Origin of the sequence: Bacteroides sp. 14(A), from assembly GCF_000526555.1 — a bacterium.
Taxonomy (GTDB): domain Bacteria; phylum Bacteroidota; class Bacteroidia; order Bacteroidales; family Bacteroidaceae; genus Bacteroides; species Bacteroides cellulosilyticus.
Genome location: NZ_JAGH01000002.1, coordinates 544,789 through 567,316, shown reverse-complemented (window position 1 = coordinate 567,316; position 22,528 = coordinate 544,789). Strand labels below are relative to the sequence as shown.

Below are 22,528 nucleotides of genomic sequence, written 5' to 3'. Positions count from 1 at the left end.
TGCATTATTTATAAAGGTCAATAATCTGGGTCAGATTCCATTTGATTGCTTCTTCACCGGGAAGCGGAAAGATTGGAATATCCTTTACACCTCTGGGACCCTGAATACATCTTGCGGTGCAATTGGCCCGTAGGTCTATATTGGCAAAGCGCAGTTCGGTAGCAGTAGGATCTTTGGAGGTAGCTCTTACTATATCCAGTCGGTCTAAATATCTGCCGGTACGTACCAGATCCCAATATCTCATGTCTTCCAGTGCCAGTTCTACACTTCTTTCATGCCAAATGGCTTCCAATAATTCCTGACCTGTTGTTGTCACTTTAGGTAAGTTGTTTGAATATCCGGTATTTACGTATGTACTTCCTTTCCCCAAAACAAAGCCTTTTGCAAATGTACTGTTTCTGGCTCTTTGTCTGACCATCTCAAGTTTATCTAAAGCTTCGGATTCTTTGCCTTGATGATAAGCTGCTTCTGCATTCATTAACAGCACATCGGCATACCGGATTACCCTGACGTTGCGTGAGCTGTTGCTGGTAGCTGTCATCAGATCCTTAGCTTCAAGTTCAGGATCTATGGCTAGGTGTCTGTTATAGTATTCTGATTGCATGTCGGATAAGTCATAATTACGTTTCATGCCGTATACAATACCATCGTTATAGTTGGGACCATATACCGTACAGGTTAATCTTGGATCTTTATCTTCAAATTCATCAACCAGTAGTTGGCTGGGCTGGTAATATCCCCATCCACCAGGTAAACCTTCGTTTTGTGCAGAACGTATACCACAACGAATTTGTGATGTAGTACCAATGTCTTCGCGGGAGGTTCCCGATCCGCTGTTCAGCACGGAAGAACTACCGAACTGGATTTCGAAAATAGATTCGATATTGTTTTCTCCTTCCGGTTCATGGATGGTAGCGTAGTTATTGGCTAAATTGTATTCTCCGGACTTGATGACCAAGTCTGTATATTTGTATACAGAATCCCAGGCTGCAATCTGGCAATCTTTATCCATACCTTCCTGTAGCATGTATAAACGTGCAAGCATGGCTTGAGCGGCTCCTTTGGTAGCTCTTCCTATGTTTTTGCTTTCATATTGATTCTTGGTAGGAAGCCTGTCTATTGCTTTTTCAAAATGACTGGCTGCTATTTCAAAGCATTCATGCAGGTTCTTTTGAGGAATCTTACCATACGATTCAGTGGGTATGATTCCTTCTGTAATAGGTATGCTTCCGAACATCGTTGTTAATCTTAAAATATTCATTGCTCTCAAGAAATATGCTTCGCCTTCTATACGTTGTTTTAAGGATTCTGATATAGGAGCTTCTCCAATGTTTTCAAGGACGTAATCACAACGATAAATACCATCATAACATCTCTTCCAGGTGCAATATAAGATAATTTCATCCGTGTATGGACGCCATTCTATCATTCTTTCTAAATCATCAAAGTCCCCTTTGTGAGATCCCATTTCTGCAAAGTCAGCCATGATTTCACCGATGTAGAAAGAGTGTGATTCCAGTAAACCATCACTCCATCTTTCATGAGAGGCTAAACTGTTGTATGCTGCATTTATGGCTAATTCCGCATTAGTTTCATCATTCATGAAGCTATCACCTGTTCGAATAGCTGTCGGATCGATATCTAGAAAGCTACATGAGGATACGAGTAATAGCATAATTAAGGAAGTTGTTCCTTTGCGCACTATATGTATAAATTGTTTTTTCATAACCTTATGATTTTAAAATTTAATATTAGCACCCAATGAAATAACTCTGGATAAGGGGTAAGTACCATAGTCTACTCCGCCATTGAGTGTTCCGAATGAAACAGGTTCAGGATCCCAACCTGTATAGCCTGTTATAGTGAACAGATTATCTGCGGAGACATAAAATCTGATATCTGACATCTTTATCTTTTCGCAGATACTCTTGGGAAGATTGTATCCTATCTGGATGTTTTTCATTCTCAGATAACTGCCATCTTCAACGAACAGATCGGAGAAGGTACTTGTATTTCCGTTTATATCAGCTACATCCAGACGGGGGATATTGGTGATATTGTCTTTGGTAGAGCGGTTCCACATTCTTGCACTCCAGTTACTCTTTATGTTGGAACCGTTGATGTAAACATATTGTCCATTTACAATTTCATTTCCATAGGAGCCTAACAGATAACAATTCAAATCGAAATTTTTCCACTTTAAGTAGATATTAAGTCCTGAAACAAAGTCGGGAATAGCACTGCCTAAGTATTGACGGTCGTCATTCTTATCAATACGGTGGTCATTGTTTGCATCAACAAACCATACATCACCAGGTTGCGCAGTAGGTTGATAACCCGGATATTCAGCATGAAGTTTATCCAAGCTTTCTTTAGTAAAGATTCCATTGGTAGCTAAGCCATAGAAAGCACCGATTTCAGTACCGACGTCTGTGTAAGTGGTCGGGTCAAGGCGGGGAAGACTTCCAGCACGGATGGCTGTGGATGTGCCTAAACTCAGTACTTTATTTTTTACTGAAGTAATGTTCCAATTTACATCAAAGAAAAAGTCTCTGATATTCTGTTTATACCCCACTGAGAATTCGATACCTCTGTTTCTCATGGAACCAATATTGGAAGGTACTGCATTGTAGCCTACGTACATTGGTGCCAAAGGAGTGGCTATCATATCTCTAGTAGTATTTTGGAATAGATTAAAGGAAGCATCCAAGCGATTATTAAACAGAGAGAAGTCCAGGCCTATGTTGAAGGTTTCTGTACTTTCCCATTTGATATCTTTATTAGCTAATTCTGCCGGATAATACCCGTTTACAATCGTATTGTTCAGAACATAATTATTACTTTGTGAAGTTATGGTAGATGCGTATACATAGGGATTATCCAGAGAGTTCTGATTACCTACAATACCCCATCCTGCCCGTAGCTTCAATCCGGAAATAACGTCTACATTGGCTAAGAAATTTTCTTTCTTGATATCCCATGCTACTGCTACGGACGGGAAATATCCCCATCGGTTACTACCTACGAATTTGGAACTTCCGTCACTACGTATGGTGGCAGTCAATAAGTATCGATTCAGGAATTTATAGTTGACACGAGCAAAGAAAGACAATAAGGCTGATTCGGAATAGTTTCCTTTTATTCCTTTTCTTTCTTGATTGCCTGCGAGGTCGAAATATTGCTGATTGGGATCGTATGGGATATCATATGCGATTCCATATGCGTATCTATTGGTGAATTTTTGCATTTCCATTCCGGCCATACCATCAATAGAGTGATTATTTATCTTTTTGCTGTAAGACAGGTAGTTAGACCATAACCAGGAGGTTCCACATTGGAAACTTTCGTATAAGCTACTTTCTTGATTATACGTATTTTGGTCGACATAGTATTCCGGATAGAAGCCTTTTCCTCTGGTGGTTTGTTTGTCATAACCGAAACGTGAAGTCAGTGACAGGTCTTTCACAAAAAGGTCAGTAAATGATAATGCAAAATTGGCTACCAGACGGTTTACATCTGACATATTGTCGTATTGAGAGTTATCTATCAATAGTGCCGGGTTAGTCGCTTCGATCTGGCTAAAAGTCTTGGAACCGTAATTGTTGGTGTTAGTATTCCATGCTGCAGCTATCGGATCCATGTATAAAGCGGATGTCAGTACACTGCCATTGATATCATGCTTTTGGGAAGTAGAATATGAAATATCTGCTTCTAATTTGGCGTGTTTTGAGAACTCGTAGTTATTATACAATCTGATATTGAACTTTGAAAAGTCATTGTATTTGACGAGACCTTCATTATGCGTGTAAAGCAAAGACAAAAGATAAGAATTCTTACCACTGGAGCCGGAAAGGCTTAGCTCGGCATTATGTACCGGAGTCATCTCTTTGAAGACTTTATCTTGCCAATCTGTTCCTTTGTAATGATTATCTATGACATATTGGGTAATAGCATCATCTGCTGCAGACAGGGATACATTTGAGTTAGCGTAGGCTTCCCTGTACAAAGTTGCAAATTGCCAGGCATTGAGCATGTCTATTTTCTTGCTGGCAGATTGGAATCCAATACTATAGCTGCCGTTTGCATGAAATTGATCCTTTCCACCTTTTTTGGTAGTGATGAGGATAACTCCATTAGCACCTCGTGAACCATATATGGAAGTTGCAGAGGCATCTTTTAATACTTCTATATTCTCAATATCATTAACCCCCAGATAGTTGATGTCACTGATCTGAAAACCATCAACGACATAAATCGGATTGCTGTTATTGATGGTTCCTACACCTCTGATTCTGACAGTAGCGTTTTCACCCGGAGCTCCTGAATTCAGTGTGATATTTACACCGGACATTTTCCCTTGAAGTCCACTAAGTACATCTCTGGAACTGGTTTGAGTCAGTTTGTCACCTTTTACAGAAGCTACGGCTCCTGTCAGGTCGCTCTTTTTGACACTGCCATAGCCAATGGCCACTACTTCTCCGAGCTCAACAATGTTGTCTTTCATGATAACATTGATGTACGTTTTCCCTTTCAACACGATTTCTTGTGTCGTCATTCCTACGCAAGTAAATACCAAGGTTGCGGAATTTAAGTCGGAAATTCCTGTTATCGCAAAATTTCCGTCTAAATCCGTTGTGGCATATTTCTCATGGTTTTTCAACGTAATAACAACTCCGGGGAGAGGGATTTTCTCACTATCCGTAACTTTTCCTTTGACGGTAGCTGTATTCTGATCAGTTAAATAATTCTCAGCCAAAGCCTTTTGCGGCATTATCATGAGAATCAATGAAAATAGTAGGCATAAATTAATGCCTAATTTGAGTGTTTTCATGAGTCATATTATTAAAATTAATATTACTGTTTGAATTAGATATATGGTTGAAGCAATTTTCCTCCTTTTTCACTCCGTGAGAGGTAGAAAAAGAAAGCGTTTATAAATAAGAGTGAGGAGCCGGTTAATTAGCTCCGGAGATAATAATTGCTCCTAAACCGGATATAAACAGAACGAACATGCAGGCCAGAAGAATATTTACCGCACGGGAAGAGCCTTTGAATTCTTTCCAGATAAATATGCCCCACAAGGCTGCAATCATGGGTGCTCCTTGTCCTAGTGCGTAGGAAATAGCTGCACCGGCTTTTCCTGCTGCAATATAACTGAGAGCCGTACCCAATCCCCAAATAGCTCCTCCCAGCACTCCGACCATGTGTGTGCTGAACTTGCCTTGGAAATACTCCTTATAGCTCACGGGAGTACCTACAAACGGCTTTTTCATCACGATGGTATTGATAATGAAATTGCTTATGAAGATACCTATTGCGAATATAAAGAATGCTGAATATGGAGTAGCCATTGTGGGGGTAGGTGACTCAAAATTGTTCAAGTCCATGGCGGCAGCAACAAACCGATAGAAGAAAGACATCAGTACACCGGCTATAATGGCAATGATAATCCCTTTCTTATTGATGCTGCTTCCTTTCTGATTCATCTTTCCGGCAGCTATGGCATTAAAGATTATGGCTAATACAACGAGTGCCACACCACTGAACAGAATTACTGCATCACCTTTAGGCTCACCGAAATAATTGACGAAAACACCTAATACCAAGGCTATGCCGACTCCTAAGGGGAATGCTACCGTAAGCCCTGCCATAGAAACGGAAGCTGATAAGAGGATGTTGGACAGATTGAATATGACGCCTCCTGCAAAAGCGCTTGCATAGTTCTCCATACTGATCTGCTTCAAATCTTCAACAAAACCGCGTCCGGCATCTCCCGTACTGCCCAGGGTGAAACCTAAGAGGAGAGAGAAGGCAAGGATACCGATTACGTAATCCCAGTAGAATAATTCGTAACGCCAGGTTTTCCCGGCAAGTTTCTGTGTATTACCCCACGAACCCCAACAAAGCATCGTGACAACGCAGAAAATAACTGCTAATGAATAACTGTCGACTATAAACATGGTATTAGATTTTTAAATTACTATTTATAAAACATCAATTTCTTTACGATAGGGTAGGGAGGGCTGGGCTCCCATTCGGGTCACAGTGATGGATGCACATTTATTTGCGAATTTAACTGCATTCAACACATCTACATCTTCGGATAAAGCGACGCACAATGCACCGCAGAAAGTGTCTCCCGCTGCTGTAGTGTCTACGGCTTTAACTTTGGGTACGGGCACTTCATGAAATGTATCTTTCTCTTTAATCAGTGCTCCTTTGGAACCAAGAGTGATAACCACGATATCCACTCCTTTGGCACTGATAATATCCGCGGCTCTACGGGCGCTTTCCCAATCGGTCACTTTGATTCCCGAGAGTATTTCAGCTTCCGTTTCATTGGGAATGATCATATACAGGTTCTGTAATAATTTGTTGGAGAGTGCCCGGGCGGGTGCCGGATTCAGGATTACTTTGATACCCTGTTCGCTGGCTATCTGAGCGGCATATTCCACTGTTTCTATGGGAATTTCCAGTTGCATCAACAAGATGTCACCTTTTTCAATGGTAGGCTGTGCCTTCCGGATGTCTTCGGGACTCAATGAACCATTGGCTCCGGAAGCGATGGCGATGCTGTTTTCTCCATTCATATCCACCATAATTAGCGCTACACCTGAAGGAAGTGTGAGATCTGAATAGATATTTTCAACATGGATTCCTTCGTCTTCATATTGTTCTATGGAACGTTTGCCGAACAGGTCGTTTCCGGTTTTGGCAATGAAGTGTACATTCCCCTTTAGTCTGGCAGCAGCTACAGCTTGGTTGGCTCCTTTGCCTCCGGGATTCATCATGAAACTACCACCTATGATTGTTTCTCCCGGTACGGGAAGACGGTCAGCTTTGATGACCATATCTGTATTACAACTACCTATTACAATAATATTTTTGCTCATGGCTATTTTATTAGTTTAAGATTAAATAATCGGGAACTGTGCTTTCTTTTTCTATGCCAAAAGTATGCGATACATAATACATAAGCAAACAAAAAGAGCACAAATATAATACTGGTAAAATTATATAATTCTGTTAATTGATGTGTTAAATAGTTGATATACATCTGTTTGTATTTGTGTTATATGCTTTATTTTAATATTTGTAATATAGGTAAAAGCTATATTATTCCATGAAAAGATTGCTTTCTTTCGTTTTTTTCTCTACCTTGCTTTCGTTAAGATGTGTTTTTATAAATCTGCTAATGCTATGTTGAAGTCCGAATCACTCATTCAATTGATTAATAGTCTCACGAAACAAGAGAAGAAAGAGTTCTCCATGTATATATCCAATAAGCCGGAGAAAGATTATATTTTTCTTTTCAGGTTGATTGATGATAAGAAGATAAGCGATCCTGAGGAGTTGAAACAATGCTTTCTGAAAGCAAAACCTACTTCTTCTTTCAATACGGTGGTTATTTACCTGTTTGATCTGCTGATAGAGATATTGACAAAACTGAGAACAGAGCAGGATAGCTATTATCTGTTATTCAATGAGCTGCTGCATGCCAGGGTGTTGTATGAGAAATCAATGTATCAGGAGTGCTTCCAGGTACTGAAAAAAGTGAAGGAAAAAGCTGTCTATTATGAGAATCATTTTGCACTGCTTGTGGCGCAAAGGCTGGAACTGAATTATCTCTTGACTCTGGATTTCGAAGAGGTGGATGAAAAGAAGCTCCTGAACAAGCAATATAAGATGAATAATACCCTAAAGAATATCAGGCAGCTGAATGAACAGTCTTCATTGCATGAGTTATTGAAGTTGAGAATGCTTAATAGGGGAGCTTCACGATCATTGGAGGAAACACAGAAGTTGGATGATCTGGTGACGAGTGAGATCAGTATCGTGGCAAGTGCAGGCGTCGAAAACTTTGAGATAAAGAAAAACCACCAGCTTTTTCAGGCCAATTACTTTATGATGGTGGGAGATTACAGAGCAGCCTTCAATTCGTTTGTGGAACTGAACAAGCTGTTCGAGGAGAATACGCATCTGTGGAATAATCCTCCGGTATATTATCTGATGACTGTAGAAGGAATGTTAGAGAGTCTTCGCATTATGCATAATTATGAGGGTATGGATTACTTTATAGGGAAGTTGGAGAAACTGTCTTCACCGTCATCGAGTTTTCAGTTGAATGTAACTTATGTGATATTCATATACAGGCTATTTTCCTATATCGATAGAGGAGAGTTTGAACAGGCGGGTTTGTGGATTGCTGAACATCAGGCTTCACTGATTGATAAAATGGCCTTATTAAAAGAACAGCAACAGGCGGAAATGTCCTTGTATGTCGCCTTGATCCATTTGGGGAACGGGGAGTACAGGAAAGCCCGGAAACGGTTGAGTACGACTATCGGGAGAGGACACCTATATTCTCTGCCACTGTTTCGCACCATTAGGATCGTGAATGTGATGATTCATTATGAGTTGGGGGATGTAGACTATATCCAGTCCGAAGTTCGCTCTATTAAGCGGGAAATGTCCAAAAACAAAGGGTATAATCTGAAGGTAGAATCATTTCTGCTTAAATTTCTGAATTACTCTTTCGTTGATACGAATCGGAAAAAGCGAGCGAGAATATGGGAAAGCATGGCGGAAGAGGTTCATACTTTGTATGCGGATAAATATGAGACTCAGATTTTACGTAAGTTCGATTTTGTGGCATGGGTTGAGGCCAAGATATTTGAAGTTCCCTTAAGTGATATTCTGAAGCGGGAGCATGCCTCGAAGAGTAAGTGGCAACGTAAATAGTGTAAATGAGCATGCATCAGAATCGTGTCTGATACATCCTCATTTTTCTTTTATTTCTGTGTTTTCTTCTTTCCGTAGAAGAACATGAAATACACTCCTATGATTACAAACGGAACACTGAGCCATTGTCCCATATTCAGTGACATGCTATTCTCGAAATCTACCTGATTCTCTTTCAGGAATTCTACGAAGAAGCGGAATACAAAAATTTCTGTCAGACAGAGTCCGAAGAAGAAACCACGATGCAGCTTCTTGCCGTAATTCTTATACAGGAAAATCATCAGCAGGAAGAAAATGAAGTAGGCGATTGCTTCGTAAAGCTGTGCCGGATGCCGGGGAAGCATATCTACCCGTTCGAATACAAATGCCCAAGGCACATCAGTCGCTTTGCCGATAATTTCAGAATTCATCAGATTGGCAAGGCGGATGAAGCAGGCGCAGATAGGAGTTGCTACGGCAATCATGTCCAATACGTCCATATAGTGCATTTTCATCTTGCGGCAGTACAGCCATAGGGCTATCATCAGCCCCAGCGTGCCTCCATGACTGGCGAGACCTGCATAGCCGGTCCATTTCCAACCTCCATCGGGCAGGAACTGTATAGGCAATATCATCTCCCAGAAATGATGAAGATAGTATTCCGGCTGATAGAACAGGCAATGCCCCAGGCGTGCTCCGATGAGGATGCCGAAAAAGCAGTAAAAGAACAGCGGTTCAAACTTGTCATCGCCGATTTTTTTGTCTCTGTACTGGTAGCGGACTACGAAATAGGAACAGGCGATACCGATGACCCATAACAGACCATAATAGCGTACGGGAATATGACCGAACAGATTGAATAGTTCGGGGTTTGGGTCCCAATTGATGCTGAGTAATGGAAGCATAATATATTTTTTTATTAAGTTTATTGTTTCAACTTCTGAACTTCTCCGCCACCATCCGATACGTCGGAATGTCGATTCCTTGTTCCTCAGCAGCAGTAATCATATCGAATAGCAGTCCTTGTACTTCGCTTTCATGTCCTTTGGCTATATCCTTCTGCATGGAGGCGGTACTTTCCGGGGCAAGTTTGTCGATTACTTTGAGGTTATACTCCACAATGTCTTCTTTGAACTCAATACCCAATTTCCGGCCCAAAGCGGCACTTTCTTCTGAAAGACCAATGAATGTATCCCGAACCTTACCAGGCTTTTGTACTTCGCCCATAGGCACATCGTAATAAGCTCCGGTAACAGCCATGGCAGAGATGAAAGACCACTTCACAAAGGTATCCCGATTGATGTCCGGAGATATCTCTGCTTTGATGCCACTTTCTTCTAAATCCTGCCGAACAGCCTCCAACGTTCCACGGGGAACAACCGTGTCTTTATGTGCTCCGTAAACCAAGCGGAATATCTTTCCCATCTGGGTAATTTCACCTTTACCTGATACGAAACCGACAATATAAATACAGCCGTCCAGTACCGTTACTCCGGGTACAAGGCGCTGAATGCGCGGGCCTGTCCCATATACATTGAGAATAGGGATGACAATAGTGTCTTTATGCGATACACGCTTGATCAGGTCAGTGATAGAATCAACCGAATAGCCTTTGACACATACGAAAATGACATCGGCACTGCCGTTATATTCTTCGGCAGTATATGCTTTTACCGGTAGTGTATGTTCACCTTTCAGATCAGAGTGCAGACGCAATCCATGTTCGCGTATGGCAGTCAAGTGTTCGCCGCGGGCTATACAAGTCACATCTTTCCCGGCAAGAGAAAGAAAAGCGGCGATACTGCCTCCTACGCCGCCTGTACCGGCTATGAGATATTTCATAACCTGTAATTGATTATACGTTAAACCGGAAGTGCATGATATCGCCATCCTGCACTATGTATTCTTTTCCTTCCACGCCTAGCTTTCCGGCTTCTTTTACAGCAGCTTCGCTGCCATATTGCAGAAAGTCTTCGTACTTGATAACTTCAGCGCGAATGAAGCCCTTCTCGAAGTCTGTATGGATAACGCCGGCGCATTGCGGAGCTTTCCAGCCTTTTTCATACGTCCAGGCACGTACTTCTTGTACACCGGCAGTGAAGTAAGTTTGCAGGTTCAGCAGGCTGTAGGCTGACTTGATGAGGCGGCTTACACCTGACTCTTCCAGTCCTACTTCTTCGAGGAACATCTGGCGATCCTCATAAGTTTCCAGTTCGGCAATATCCGCTTCTGTTTTGGCGGCTACCACTAATATTTCGGCATTCTCATCCTTGACGGATTCCCGTACCATATCTACGTATTTATTACCTTTTACAGCACTTGCTTCATCTACGTTGCATACGTACATCACAGGTTTGGAAGTCAGCAGGAAGAGTTCGCGGGCAAGTTTTATCTCATCTTTAGTTTCAAAGACTACGGTGCGTGCTGATTTGCCTTGCTCCAGTGCTTCTTTGTACTTTACCAGTACGTCATAGGCCAGTTTAGCGGTCTTGTCTCCACCGGTCTGCGCTTGCTTTTGTACTTTCTGTATGCGTGACTCGATGGTTTCAAGGTCTTTCAGTTGAAGCTCATAATCGATGATTTCCTTGTCACGTACGGGGTTTACGCTTCCGTCTACATGTGTCACGTTTTCGTCGTCGAAGCAACGCAGCACATGGATGATAGCGTCTGTTTCTCGGATATTTGCGAGAAATTTATTACCTAATCCTTCACCTTTGCTGGCACCTTTTACCAATCCGGCGATATCCACGATTTCCACTGTAGTGGGGACAATTCGTTGCGGATGTACCAGGTCGGCGAGCTTATTCAAGCGCTCATCGGGTACGGTGATTACACCTACATTCGGTTCTATTGTACAGAAAGGAAAATTTGCTGCCTGCGCTTTTGCGTTTGACAGACAGTTGAAAAGTGTTGATTTACCTACGTTCGGCAAACCAACAATACCACATTGTAAAGCCATTATCTATTTTGTTATTACTTATTTTCTTGCTGCAAAGATAGGTATTCTTCTGTTTATCTGATAAAAGATTAGGTTTTAATTAACGTTGTCCTATGTCTTTCAATGCTATGTAGCGTTATTCTGTATATTGTTTCCATATATCTATATGGAAATAGACAGGCAATATAAAGGTACTTTCTACACACAAACCTCTTTGTCTGGCAGGCTTCCAAGCTGGCATGGAAAGAACGAGGCGTTTTGCCTCTTGATCCAGCATTGGTGATACACTCCGGAGGATTTTAGGATCGGTAGCTTTACCCTTTTCATCAATAGTGAACTGTATTAGTACTTCTCCTTCTTCTCCTTGCTTAAAAGCTTCCTGAGGATATTGTTGGTTTTCTTTGAAGAATTTGTATAAAGCTTCTTCACCATCTGGGAAATAGGCATCTGCATATACAAGTTCAAACGTACCATCACGGTCGTCTTCATAAGGTTCACCTTTTTCAATGATTTTCTTATCTTTTCTTACATGTACATTTTTCAATCTTTGAATACGTGGTTGCATTTGTACTATGAAGCCGGTAGTATCTTTCTCCTGTAATTGTCTGTATGCATCTTCTTTTCCTGCATAGGTAAAGTATAGGGTTTCTTTAGGTTTGGCATCTATGTAGAAATTTCCGTTTGAGTCTGAAATTGTTCCACGCATACTTCCGGGTATGTAGATACTTACCTTGGGGAGAGCGTTGTTATCTGTATCCACAACCTTTCCCTTAAAGAATATCCTGTCTGGATTAAGTGGTTCAAAAGGTCTGATTTGCGCTTTCAAAAATGAGGGAAAGAATAGTAATATGCCAAGTATGGCATTATAATAAAGTGCTTTCATTATTGGAGGTTTAATTGTTTTTTTCTTCTGAAAATAATTTGTTGAATGTTTTTTTGAGCAACTCTTCGTTTAGGATAATAGTTTGTAGTTCTTTCAGGCGTTCTGTATTTTTGGAGTCTGGAAGCCAGAGTTTCAGATATCCTCCAGGCGCATATTTGTCCATTAAATGCTGATGAAAACGTTGATAGTGCCATTCTTTATCTGCTTCTGGTTGTTGTTTCAGTCCGTATTGTACCGTGCGGCGTAGAGTGATAGTGGGGTCAATCACGCGATCTGCTTCTGCGACTATTTTTCCGTAAATACTCCGAGGTTCATGGTCCGTAGATGCCCGATGGTCTTCTACCGCTTCTTTCATTGTTTCTATTTCTATTTCATTAAACCATTGGCGGAGAGTGACATCTTGCTTCAGAATCTCACCTGAAATTAGGTGATGTGTAGCACGATCATGACAAAGTCCGGTGTCGTGGTAAGCGGCAATAGTATATGCCATACTTTCATTTACATCATACTGTTTGGCAAGTGAAAGGCTCTCTTCTATAACGGCCTGTACGTGCGAGAGGTTATGAGCCTTGTCGAACTTCTCATAACGTGGAATGATTTCTGTTTCAATGTAGTGGGTGAGGTTGGCAGGTATCATAAATAGATGTTTTTTTTGAAAGGCAAAGTTATGAAAAAAGCCGGAATACATCGCGTATTCCGGCTTTCATTGGTGTACAAAACTTATAAAGGTTTCGGTTTGTTCAATTTGTTAGAATTTTAAGAGAGTATCTGTAAGATTTACAGGCTTGGATTGTCCATTGTAACCGTCATGTCAGGTACAAGGACGTATGCTTTTTGTTTGCTGTTCCATTTATAATAAGTGGTAGTGATACTTTTTCCCTGATAGGCATAGCAAATGCGGAGGTCGTTTTCCCAAGTATTCTTTTGGCTGTTCCACTTCATAGTTTCGCTTTCCGTCATACGTTTTTGGTCATCATACTTGTAGCTGTACTTCATGTAGTTTGCTAAAGTTCCACTGTCTATCTTGTAAACGGTTTGCCCAACCATCATTCCGTCTTTCTCTTCCGAATTGTAAATAAGGTTGTTTTTGTTAGCTGCAGAAGCTGCCATAGCACTAAAAAGAATAACTGCTGATAAAGCAACTGTTTTTAAAAATACTTTTGTTCTCATGGTTCTATATGTTTTTAAGTTATCTCTTACTATATTCTATCAATATGTCATTGAATTCGCTGCAAAGGTACGTATTTAATTGACATAAATATCATATATGAATTAAATATAGTCAAAATGTCAGATATGATTGCTTTCTTATGCTTTCTTTTTGCCAAGATTGATGACAAAAAAATATCCGGCAGTGATGTTGCCGGATATTATGGTGAGCAAACTGTATTTCGAACAGATTACTTCAGTTGCTTTCTGATTGTAAGTTAAATAAAGTTATAGGTGGAATTAATGGGCTTCCAACCAGTTTTTTCCCCACCCACAATCGGCTCTCAGGGGTACGTGCATGCGATATGCGCGTTCCATTTCTTCAATTACAATTTGTTGCACAAACTCTTTTTCAGCCTCTGGAACGCTGAAATTTAGTTCGTCATGGACCTGTAAAATCATCTTTGCTTTCAGATTGTTACTTTGAAAGCGTTTGTAGATGCGTGCCATGGCAACTTTAATGATATCAGCTGCACTTCCCTGGATAGGCGCATTGATGGCATTGCGCTCTGCATATCCGCGTACGGTTGCGTTGCGGGAGTTGATATCGGGTAGGAAACGTTTGCGGTGGAAGATCGTTTCCACATATCCTTGTTCGCGTGCTATCTGAATACTTTTATCCATATATTCACGAACTTGCGGGTAGGTTTCGAAATATCCGTCGATCAATTCTTTGGCTTCTTTACGGTCCACATTCATACGTTCTGCCAATCCAAAGATAGAAATACCGTAGATGATACCGAAATTGGCTGTCTTGGCTTTGCGACGCATGTCGGAAGTGACGTCCTTTATGTCTACCTTATATATTTTAGCAGCAGTGGCGGCATGGATATCATAACCACTGAGGAAGGCGTCAATCATATTCTTATCTTCGCTTAGATGCGCCATAATGCGCAACTCTATCTGTGAATAGTCGGCGGAGAAGAACTCGCAACCATCGTCCGGAATGAAGGCTTTACGGATTTCCTTACCGTCTTCGTCGCGGATAGGAATGTTTTGCAGGTTCGGGTTGCTGGAACTGAGTCGTCCGGTAGCTGTGACTGCCTGGTTAAAAGAAGTATGAATACGCCCTGTGCGTGGATTGATCAGCAGGGGGAGAGCATCGATATATGTTCCTAATAATTTCTTCAATCCACGGTATTCGAGGATCTTTCCGATAATCTCATGTTTATTGCGCAGGCTTTCCAGCACCTCTTCCGAAGTGACGTATTGTCCTGTCTTGGTTTTCTTCGCCTTATCCGTAATCTTCAGTTTGTCGAACAGGATTTCGCCCACCTGCTTGGGTGAAGCTATATTGAACGTTTCCTCTGCCAGTTCATAGATTTCTTTTTCTATCTCTTGCAGGCGGACAGTGAAATGTTCGGAGGTTTGTTTCAGCGCTTCGGTATCAATGCGCACCCCGTTACTTTCCAGATTGGCGAGTACGCGTACGAGCGGCATTTCTATTTCATAGAAGAGATGTTCAACCCCCTGTTTCTTCAATTCTTCTTCAAGTACATTCTTTAGCTTTAAAGTAATGTCTGCATCTTCGCATGCATATTTGTAAACTTCTTCTGGTGGAAGGTCCCGCATGTTCTTTTGATTCTTTCCTCTCGGGCCGATAAGTTCATCAATGTGGATGGTTTGATAATGCAGATAAATTTCTGCCAGATAATCCATGTTATGACGAAGTTCGGGTTGCAAAACGTAATGTGCGATCATGGTGTCGAAAAGTTCACCTTTCACTTCTATCCCGTAATTTTGAAGGACAAGAATATCGTACTTGATATTTTGTCCGACTTTCATTGAAGTTTCATTTTCGTAGAGCGGCCGGAACTCATTTACTATTTTTAACGCTTCTTCCCGTTCTGCCGGAACCGGAACATAATAAGCCTGATTTTCGGTATCGCTGAAGCTCATCCCTACCAATTCTGCTTCCATTGGTTCGGCTGAAGTGGTTTCTGTATCTATTGAGAGAATTTTCGTTGTAAGCAACTTTTTAATAATTTTGCTCCTTTTCTCTTCTGTATCAATGAGTTGATAGTCGGCATTGATGGTTTCTAAACGCGCGAGATTTGAATTTTTGGAATCTTCCGGCCCGTTGGACGCAAATTCTTCAAACAAATTGCCTTGAACCGGACCGTTATTTTGAGTAAAAAGCGGGCCTGGTGAAAAAAGATCGGGAGCAACGGAAGAAGGGGAGGGGGAACTACTCTTCTTGAGTACACGGTCAATGAGTGTACGGAATTCCAATTCTTCGAAAATTTTCCTGAGTTCTTCTTCATTCGGTTCTTCACGAACGAGAGCTTTCATGTCAAGTTTGATGGGAACATCGATTTTGATTGTTGCAAGGAATTTGGAGAAGATAATCATTTCCCGGTTATTTTCGACTTTCGTCTTCAATGCACCTTTTAGTTTATCGGTGTGCTCCAGAAGATTTTCGATACTGCCGAATTCACTGATCAGCTTTTGTGCGGTTTTCTCTCCGACGCCGGGACATCCGGGAATATTATCGGAAGCATCCCCCATTAATCCCAGCATGTCAATAACCTGCTGGGTGGACTGAATGTCAAATTTAGCTTTTACCTGTTCTATTCCCATAACCTCAAACCCGCCGGTATGTTTGGGACGGTACATGAATACATTTTCAGATACTAATTGGCCATAGTCCTTATCGGGAGTCATCATGTAAGTGGTAATGCCTTGTTGCCCTGCCTCAGTGGCAAGCGTGCCGATGACGTCGTCGGCTTCGTATCCCGCTACTTCCAGGATGGGAATGCGGTATGCACGTATAATATCCTTTATAATAGGTACGGAAAGGCGGATAGCTTCCGGAGTTTCCTCACGTTGTGCCTTATATTGTTCGTAGGCCTCATGGCGGAAGGTCGGTCCGGCGGGATCGAAAGCGACTCCGATGTGAGTAGGGTTCTCTTTTTTGAGTACTTCTTCCAGGGTATTTACAAAGCCCAGAATGGCGGAAGTATTGAACCCTTTGGAGTTAATCCGAGGGCTCTTGATGAACGCGTAATAGGCGCGATATATCAATGCATAGGCATCGAGAAGAAACAGTTTATCGTCAGAATTCATATATTTATCCTTTTTTTCATGGTAAAAGTACAAAAAAATACCGTATTAAGTGTTTTATTACTATTTTTGTGGGAAAATAGCGATGCATGGACAACTCATCACTCATAAAAACTCCGATAGCGGCAGAACTGGACGATTTCAAAAAGCTGTTTGACAATTCGCTTACCAGTTCCAACTTTTTGCTGAATGAAGTAATCTCACACATTCGACAAAAGAATGGGAAGATGATGCGTCCGATTTTGCTGCTGCTTGTGGCAAAGCTATATGGACGGATTTGTCCCGAATCACTTCATGCGGCGGTTTCCCTTGAATTATTACATACGGCCAGTCTGGTACACGATGATGTGGTGGATGAAAGCACCGAGCGTCGCGGACAGCTGTCGGTGAATGCTATTTATAATAATAAGGTAGCGGTACTGGTGGGTGACTACCTTTTGGCAACTGCACTTGTGCAGGTAGGCAAGACGCATAATTACGCTATTATTGATGTGGTTTCCCGTCTGGGACAGAATTTGTCCGAGGGAGAACTTCTTCAACTTTCTAATGTAAGTAATCTCCAATTCTCCGAAGAAATCTATTTTGATGTGATCCGTAAGAAGACGGCTGTGCTCTTTGCAGCTTGTACCAAATCGGGTGCTCTCTCGGTAGGAGTGACCGATGAACAGGCGGAATTTGCGCGCCAGTTCGGTGAATATATCGGTCTTTGCTTCCAGATTAAGGATGATATATTCGACTATTATGATAGTAAGGAGATAGGTAAGCCAACAGGAAACGATATGTTGGAAGGCAAACTGACCCTTCCCGTTCTTTATGCCTTGAACTCTACCAAGGATGAAAGTGCGGAAGAGATTGCCGTCAAAGTGAAAAATGGTACTGCCTCGGCCGATGAAATCGCCCGATTAATCGAATTTGCCAAGCAACAAGGTGGCATTGAATATGCAGTGCAGACCATGTTTGCCTATAAGGAAAAAGCACTTTCATTATTGGCGTCCTTGCCTGATTCAGATGTAAAAGCCGGCCTTGCTGCTTATTTGGATTATGTAGTGGACCGCGATAAATAATCAACCAAACTTACATTTTACCCAAGGGCTTTCGGGACTTTCGGTCGAAAGCAGGAAATAGCGGATTGCTTCCTGGAAGTTCTCTTCGCCGGGATAGCTCATGATTTGTCCTAACAGGAAGCTTTTGCCTATCTCTTTCCAGCAAGCGAATGTTTCACGGCATTTCTTACCGGCAAATTCTATATACTTCCAGGCTTCTTCTTCGGCTAAAAGTCCATAGTCATAAGATACGCGAGCGAGACTTACCAGATGCCCTAAATCCCATGCTAATATACCTCGTTGGAGGTCTTCATTGGTTATTTCGATTGTGTTATTCTCTTTGATGTACACCAGGAAGTCACTCAGATTTCTGCAATATTGTACGAAGCGATCGATGCCAAGAAAGCGTTCTTTGATGAGTGCTTCGCGTTTTTTTTCGTTATGCTCCGATAGAAAAAGAGAAATCATGATGTTGTATGCACTGCGTTCTCCTTCCTCTTTGAGAAAGTTAAATACCAGTTGAATGTTAGGTTTGTCTTTTAGTCTTACGGCTAAAGAAAGATGTCGGGATAGCTCCTCACGACTTCTTCCCGTAGTCAGACTGTTTGTGTAAAAAAACTCTTGCTCTCCGCTCATCAGTCCGATGAGAAGGGCTTGTTCACGATTTCGGTTCACAGGAGGTGCCTGTGGATTCCGATGGAAGAGGGGTGCCGAATTTGTTTCCATACTCTTATCTTTACGTTTGTTATCAAAAAGCGTGAGAACTGTTACTTGTACCATTCCTGAGGCTTCGGCAAACCTTCTATGAAATACAAGCAACAGTCTCACGCCTATTCGATATATAACAAGAGTATATACACGAAAGTGCGTGAGACCCGTTTGCTCATTACCTTTCATAGATTGAATTTTGCCGAATTCCAGGAAAAAGGTAATAAATGAAACGTTCTCTAATACAATGCTTTAGCCAAAACTCTATTGGCTTATGTTGTCGCAAAGATAGGAAAAGTTTCGCTTTTCCTATCAAGCTTCTTTAGTTTTTATTATGGTATGGAAGCTCTTAGAAGAACTTCATTTCCATGCCTTTGATGTCCGAAAGCAGAAGATTGGCCAGGCGGCTGGTGCCCAAGCGGAACCATTGGTTGTTGAGCCATTCTTCGCCAAGCACCTCTTTGACGATAGTGTAGTAGATGACAGCGTCATTTACAGTATTAATGCCTCCGGCAGGTTTGAAACCTACTTTATTGCCGGTTTTATCGTAATATTCTTTAATAGCCCGGCACATTACATAAGCAGCTTCCGGGGTTGCAGCGGGTTGTTGTTTCCCGGTAGATGTCTTTATGAAATCTGCGCCCGAATACATGGATAGGATAGAGGCTTTCATGATATTGGAAGCACTCTTCAGAGCGCCTGTTTCCAGAATCACTTTCATGTGATGTTCCTTGCAGACATCTTTCAGTTCCTGTATCTCTTCGCACATGTTTTCGTAGTCTCCACTCAGGAATTTGCCTACTGAAATTACGATATCTATTTCGTCTGCACCTTCCATCAGTGCCATGGCGGTTTCTGCTACTTTTACTTCTGTGAAGGTTTGTGAGGAAGGAAAACCTGCCGAAACACAGGCTATTTTTACATCCTCTACTTCCAGGGTACTCTTTACGATTTCTGCGAAGTTAGGGTAAACACAGATAGCAGCGACATTCTCCAAATCTGGGAATTCTTCGTCGAACTGATTTACTTTTTGAGTGAATTTCATCACGCTTTCATCGCTGTCCGTAGTGTTCAGTGTAGTGAGATCAATGCAGTGGAACAAGAATTTCTTGACCTCCTCCGTATGGTTTCCGGGCACTTTTTCTGCAATGATTTTCGCTACCTGGGCAGCTACTTCCGTATCGTCCAGCTGTGTGTTGTACTTTGCCAATGCGGCATCATACTTGTTCTGGTTAGGTTCATTCTTCTCCATGGTCTTGCAATTTAGGATTATTGATATGGCGGGTGTTATCCCGTTGGGTTTTCTTCTCCAGATTGCGGGCAAACGCTTCAGTGACGTTTACACCTGTCTGATTGGCAATGCAGAGTAGTACCCAGAGGACATCCGCTATTTCGTCTTCGATATTATCTTTTTCTCCTTCTTTGAAGGATTGGTCACCGTATTTGCGGGACATAACTCTTGCCAGTTCACCTACCTCTTCAGTAAGGACAGCCATATTGGTGAGTTCGCTGAAATAGCGTACACCATACTTTTTGATCCAGCAATCTACCTGATGCTGAGCTTCTTCTAATGTCATCATTCCTTGTTTTTTGTATCCATACAGATGGTCACAGGGCCATCGTTCAATAATTCTACCTTCATGTCGGCACCAAATTCTCCGGTACCTATTTCTTTGCCTAATAGAAAACTCAAATCTTTGCAAAACTGTTCATACAGCGGAACAGAAATATCGGGCTTTGCTGCACGTATATATGAAGGACGGTTACCCTTCTTTGTAGAAGCATGCAAGGTGAACTGACTGATTACCAGTATTTCACCGTTAATGTCGAGGATTGATTTGTTCATTACTCCATTCTCGTCGTCAAAGACACGCAGGTTGACAATTTTTTTGCAAAGCCAGTCAATGTCTTCTTGTCCGTCTGTTTCCTCAATACCTACCAATATCAGAAGCCCTTTCCCTATAGCGGACTTGCATGTTCCGTTGATTGTAACAGAAGCGTGTCCGACACGTTGTATGACTACTCTCATGTTCTTTTTATCCTAATCTTTTAAAACTTTTCCGGATGCAAAGTTACGAATAAATTCGTGATTGCCTGCAATTTGTATGTATGAATATGTAGAAGTAGGGGTTAACTCCTAAAATATTCTTCAATAACTTTTGCTTTAGCTGCTCCTGTAACCTTCGTAAGCGCCTCCAGGGATGCTTCTTTTATGCGCTTTACGCTTTTAAACTCTTTTAGCAGAGCTGCTTTAGTCTTTTCTCCAATGCCTTTTATCTCATCCAACTCGGAAGCAATCTGTCGTTTACTGCGTTTCTCGCGGTGGAAAGTAATGGCAAAACGATGTACTTCATCCTGTATCTGCGTCAATAATCGGAACAGGGGAGTATTTTGTTTTAAACCGATAGTCTGTGGTGGAAAGCCATAAAGCAGTTCGGATGTGCGGTGTTTGCCATCCTTGGCAAGTCCGGCAATGGGGATATTCAGATTTAGTTCGTCCAGAACTTCTTTCACGGCGCCCATTTGCCCCTTTCCACCGTCGGTGATAAGGAGGTCGGGTAGGGTTGCTTTCTCCTCAATAGCGCGCTGATAACGGCGTCTTACGACTTCTTTCATGGAGGCGTAGTCGTCTGCGCCTACTACGGTCTTGATATTGTACTTCCGGTAGTCTTGTTTTGAGGGTTTGGCTTTCTTGAATACCACGCAGGCGGCAACCGGATCGGAGCCTTGGATATTTGAGTTATCAAAACACTCTATTTGTATGGGTAAATGTTCAAGGTGTAACTCTTCCTGTATCTCTTTCATCAAGCGGACGCTGCGCTGTTCCGGATTCAGCTTTTCGGCTTGCTTCATGCGATCGGCCTTATACTGCTTTACATTCAGAATGGAAAGATCCAGCAGTTTCTTCTTATCCCCTCGCTGAGGTATTGTAAAGATCACGTCTTTCAACTCCATATCCACCTCGAAAGGCACGATGATTTCGCGTGAAAGGCTCTTGTATCGCTCTCTCATTTCAATGATGCCCAGTTGGATAAGTTCTTCTTTGGTTTCATTCAATCGTTTCTTGTACTCGAATGTAAAAGCCTGGTTGATTGCCCCGTTTGTGATATGCAGATAATTGATAAATGCGGATTTGCCATCGCTGTCTTCCTCTATGGAAAAAACATCGATATTATGCAGAACATTGCTTACTACCTCTGACTTGGCACGGTAATTTTCAATCAGCATGTATCTACTCTTGACCTTTTGTGCCTCTTCAAACTTCATTTCGGCAGCCAGTTCCTGCATTTGCTGAAAAAGCATCCGTTGTATTTCCTGCGTATTACCTTTGAGTATTTCCTTGATTTCTCCGATGTTTTTCATGTAATCATCCAGTGATTGCTTCCCGACGCAAGGTCCGGCGCAGTTCTTGATATGATATTCCAGACAAACATTGAATTTTCCTGCCCGGATATTTTCGGGTGAAAGGTTCAGGTTGCAGGTGCGTAACGGATACAGGTGCTTGATAAGATCGAGCAATGCATTCATGGAAGGTACATGGCTGTAAGGGCCATAGTAAGAGGAACCGTTGCGTATGATTTTACGTGTCTTGAATATCCGGGGAAAATACTCGTTTTGAACGCAAATAGACGGATATGTCTTGTCATCTTTCAACAAGACATTGTACCGTGGCTTATATTTCTTGATGAGATTATTCTCCAGCAGCAAAGCGTCTTCCTCAGAGTTCACCACAATGTATCGGATATCGGCTATTTTGCTGACGAGTACTCTTGTTTTCCCCGGTTCGTGTTCTTTGTTGAAATAGGAGGAGACCCTTCGCTTTAAGTTTTTAGCTTTACCTACGTATATGATAACCCCTTCGGTATTCAGATATTGGTAAATACCGGGGCTCTCCGGAAGGTTCAATACAATTCCTTTCAGATATTCGCTGGTTTTAAGTTCAGGGTTATTCTCCATGTGGTT

General features: G+C 41.9%; 19 protein-coding genes. 3 read left to right on the top strand and 16 right to left on the bottom strand.

Translation table 11 applies throughout. The features are described from left to right. Window positions 1–4 precede the first annotated feature (4 nt). From K429_RS0109890 to rbsK, 4 genes are all read right to left on the bottom strand, one after another. A complete protein-coding gene (locus tag K429_RS0109890; protein ID WP_081750861.1) occupies window positions 5–1,726 on the bottom strand; it encodes a RagB/SusD family nutrient uptake outer membrane protein in 1,722 nt (573 codons plus the stop codon). 12 nt (window positions 1,727–1,738) lie between these two features. Continuing rightward, a complete protein-coding gene (locus K429_RS0109885; protein ID WP_081750860.1) occupies window positions 1,739–4,831 on the bottom strand; it encodes a TonB-dependent receptor in 3,093 nt (1,030 codons plus the stop codon). A 124-nt stretch (window positions 4,832–4,955) separates the two neighbouring features. After that, the gene (locus K429_RS0109880; RefSeq protein WP_022392447.1) at window positions 4,956–5,960 is read right to left on the bottom strand and encodes a GRP family sugar transporter; all 1,005 of its coding nucleotides are present in this window, start codon (window positions 5,958–5,960) and stop codon (window positions 4,956–4,958) included. A 24-nt stretch (window positions 5,961–5,984) separates the two neighbouring features. Further along, the gene (rbsK, locus tag K429_RS0109875) at window positions 5,985–6,893 is read right to left on the bottom strand and encodes a ribokinase (RefSeq protein WP_007211206.1); all 909 of its coding nucleotides are present in this window, start codon (window positions 6,891–6,893) and stop codon (window positions 5,985–5,987) included. A 307-nt stretch (window positions 6,894–7,200) separates the two neighbouring features. Between rbsK and K429_RS0109870 the strand changes: the two genes are divergently transcribed. Further along, window positions 7,201–8,742 carry a hypothetical protein gene (locus K429_RS0109870; protein ID WP_022208727.1) on the top strand — a complete coding sequence of 514 codons (1,542 nt, stop codon included), beginning with the start codon at window positions 7,201–7,203 and terminating at the stop codon, window positions 8,740–8,742. 50 nt (window positions 8,743–8,792) lie between these two features. Here K429_RS0109870 and lgt read toward each other — a convergent pair whose 3' ends face one another. The 6 genes from lgt to K429_RS0109835 form a co-directional block, all read right to left on the bottom strand. Continuing rightward, complete coding sequence (lgt, locus tag K429_RS0109865) at window positions 8,793–9,626, bottom strand: prolipoprotein diacylglyceryl transferase (protein WP_022208728.1); 834 nt, start codon at window positions 9,624–9,626, stop codon at window positions 8,793–8,795. A gap of 28 nt (window positions 9,627–9,654) precedes the next feature. Beyond that, window positions 9,655–10,563 (bottom strand): ketopantoate reductase family protein, encoded by a 909-nt coding sequence (locus K429_RS0109860; protein ID WP_022208729.1) that lies wholly within the window; start codon window positions 10,561–10,563, stop codon window positions 9,655–9,657. Window positions 10,564–10,576: 13 nt separating this feature from the next. Next, the gene (gene ychF, locus K429_RS0109855; protein WP_007211200.1) at window positions 10,577–11,680 is read right to left on the bottom strand and encodes a redox-regulated ATPase YchF; all 1,104 of its coding nucleotides are present in this window, start codon (window positions 11,678–11,680) and stop codon (window positions 10,577–10,579) included. 115 nt (window positions 11,681–11,795) lie between these two features. Continuing rightward, entirely contained in the window at window positions 11,796–12,542 is a 747-nt protein-coding gene (locus K429_RS0109850) for a TonB family protein (protein ID WP_007216621.1), read from the bottom strand. A gap of 10 nt (window positions 12,543–12,552) precedes the next feature. After that, on the bottom strand, window positions 12,553–13,179 hold the full coding sequence (locus K429_RS0109845; RefSeq protein ID WP_007216622.1) for an HD domain-containing protein: 627 nt from the start codon (window positions 13,177–13,179) through the stop codon (window positions 12,553–12,555). A gap of 140 nt (window positions 13,180–13,319) precedes the next feature. After that, a complete protein-coding gene (locus K429_RS0109835) occupies window positions 13,320–13,712 on the bottom strand; it encodes a DUF3836 domain-containing protein (protein ID WP_026366780.1) in 393 nt (130 codons plus the stop codon). Between the two features lie 117 nt (window positions 13,713–13,829). Here K429_RS0109835 and K429_RS30665 point away from each other — a divergent pair, with 117 nt between their 5' ends. Then, window positions 13,830–13,973, top strand: coding sequence for a hypothetical protein (locus K429_RS30665; protein WP_165440435.1), 144 nt, complete (start codon window positions 13,830–13,832; stop codon window positions 13,971–13,973). Window positions 13,974–13,991: 18 nt separating this feature from the next. On the opposite strand, the gene polA is transcribed toward K429_RS30665, so the two are convergent. Next, window positions 13,992–16,817 carry a DNA polymerase I gene (gene polA / locus K429_RS0109825; RefSeq protein WP_026366779.1) on the bottom strand — a complete coding sequence of 942 codons (2,826 nt, stop codon included), beginning with the start codon at window positions 16,815–16,817 and terminating at the stop codon, window positions 13,992–13,994. An 86-nt stretch (window positions 16,818–16,903) separates the two neighbouring features. Between polA and K429_RS0109820 the strand changes: the two genes are divergently transcribed. Continuing rightward, window positions 16,904–17,878: a polyprenyl synthetase family protein gene (locus tag K429_RS0109820; protein ID WP_007211194.1), complete on the top strand. Its 975-nt coding sequence runs from the start codon at window positions 16,904–16,906 to the stop codon at window positions 17,876–17,878. On the opposite strand, the gene K429_RS0109815 is transcribed toward K429_RS0109820, so the two are convergent. The 5 genes from K429_RS0109815 to uvrC all read right to left on the bottom strand — a co-directional run bounded on the left by K429_RS0109815 (window position 17,879) and on the right by uvrC (window position 22,522). Then, on the bottom strand, window positions 17,879–18,583 hold the full coding sequence (locus K429_RS0109815; protein WP_026366778.1) for a DUF1266 domain-containing protein: 705 nt from the start codon (window positions 18,581–18,583) through the stop codon (window positions 17,879–17,881). A gap of 331 nt (window positions 18,584–18,914) precedes the next feature. Beyond that, a complete protein-coding gene (deoC, locus tag K429_RS0109810; RefSeq protein WP_007216626.1) occupies window positions 18,915–19,817 on the bottom strand; it encodes a deoxyribose-phosphate aldolase in 903 nt (300 codons plus the stop codon). After that, window positions 19,804–20,142 (bottom strand): nucleotide pyrophosphohydrolase, encoded by a 339-nt coding sequence (locus K429_RS0109805; protein ID WP_026366777.1) that lies wholly within the window; start codon window positions 20,140–20,142, stop codon window positions 19,804–19,806. The genes deoC and K429_RS0109805 overlap by 14 nt, the downstream gene beginning before the upstream one ends. After that, window positions 20,142–20,594 (bottom strand): D-aminoacyl-tRNA deacylase, encoded by a 453-nt coding sequence (gene dtd, locus K429_RS0109800; RefSeq protein ID WP_007216627.1) that lies wholly within the window; start codon window positions 20,592–20,594, stop codon window positions 20,142–20,144. The genes K429_RS0109805 and dtd overlap by 1 nt, the downstream gene beginning before the upstream one ends. A 101-nt stretch (window positions 20,595–20,695) precedes the next feature. Continuing rightward, the gene (gene uvrC, locus K429_RS0109795; RefSeq protein WP_026366776.1) at window positions 20,696–22,522 is read right to left on the bottom strand and encodes an excinuclease ABC subunit UvrC; all 1,827 of its coding nucleotides are present in this window, start codon (window positions 22,520–22,522) and stop codon (window positions 20,696–20,698) included. Window positions 22,523–22,528 lie beyond the last annotated feature (6 nt).

Coding starts and splice junctions, on each gene's coding strand:
- K429_RS0109890 (WP_081750861.1), bottom strand. CDS start 1,726: ATGAAAAAACAATTTATACATATAGTGCGCAAAGGAACAACTTCCTTA.
- K429_RS0109885 (WP_081750860.1), bottom strand. CDS start 4,831: ATGAAAACACTCAAATTAGGCATTAATTTATGCCTACTATTTTCATTG.
- K429_RS0109880 (WP_022392447.1), bottom strand. CDS start 5,960: ATGTTTATAGTCGACAGTTATTCATTAGCAGTTATTTTCTGCGTTGTC.
- rbsK (WP_007211206.1), bottom strand. CDS start 6,893: ATGAGCAAAAATATTATTGTAATAGGTAGTTGTAATACAGATATGGTC.
- K429_RS0109870 (WP_022208727.1), top strand. CDS start 7,201: ATGTTGAAGTCCGAATCACTCATTCAATTGATTAATAGTCTCACGAAA.
- lgt (WP_022208728.1), bottom strand. CDS start 9,626: ATGCTTCCATTACTCAGCATCAATTGGGACCCAAACCCCGAACTATTC.
- K429_RS0109860 (WP_022208729.1), bottom strand. CDS start 10,563: ATGAAATATCTCATAGCCGGTACAGGCGGCGTAGGAGGCAGTATCGCC.
- ychF (WP_007211200.1), bottom strand. CDS start 11,680: ATGGCTTTACAATGTGGTATTGTTGGTTTGCCGAACGTAGGTAAATCA.
- K429_RS0109850 (WP_007216621.1), bottom strand. CDS start 12,542: ATGAAAGCACTTTATTATAATGCCATACTTGGCATATTACTATTCTTT.
- K429_RS0109845 (WP_007216622.1), bottom strand. CDS start 13,179: ATGATACCTGCCAACCTCACCCACTACATTGAAACAGAAATCATTCCA.
- K429_RS0109835 (WP_026366780.1), bottom strand. CDS start 13,712: ATGAGAACAAAAGTATTTTTAAAAACAGTTGCTTTATCAGCAGTTATT.
- K429_RS30665 (WP_165440435.1), top strand. CDS start 13,830: ATGTCAGATATGATTGCTTTCTTATGCTTTCTTTTTGCCAAGATTGAT.
- polA (WP_026366779.1), bottom strand. CDS start 16,817: ATGAATTCTGACGATAAACTGTTTCTTCTCGATGCCTATGCATTGATA.
- K429_RS0109820 (WP_007211194.1), top strand. CDS start 16,904: ATGGACAACTCATCACTCATAAAAACTCCGATAGCGGCAGAACTGGAC.
- K429_RS0109815 (WP_026366778.1), bottom strand. CDS start 18,583: ATGGAAACAAATTCGGCACCCCTCTTCCATCGGAATCCACAGGCACCT.
- deoC (WP_007216626.1), bottom strand. CDS start 19,817: ATGGAGAAGAATGAACCTAACCAGAACAAGTATGATGCCGCATTGGCA.
- K429_RS0109805 (WP_026366777.1), bottom strand. CDS start 20,142: ATGACATTAGAAGAAGCTCAGCATCAGGTAGATTGCTGGATCAAAAAG.
- dtd (WP_007216627.1), bottom strand. CDS start 20,594: ATGAGAGTAGTCATACAACGTGTCGGACACGCTTCTGTTACAATCAAC.
- uvrC (WP_026366776.1), bottom strand. CDS start 22,522: ATGGAGAATAACCCTGAACTTAAAACCAGCGAATATCTGAAAGGAATT.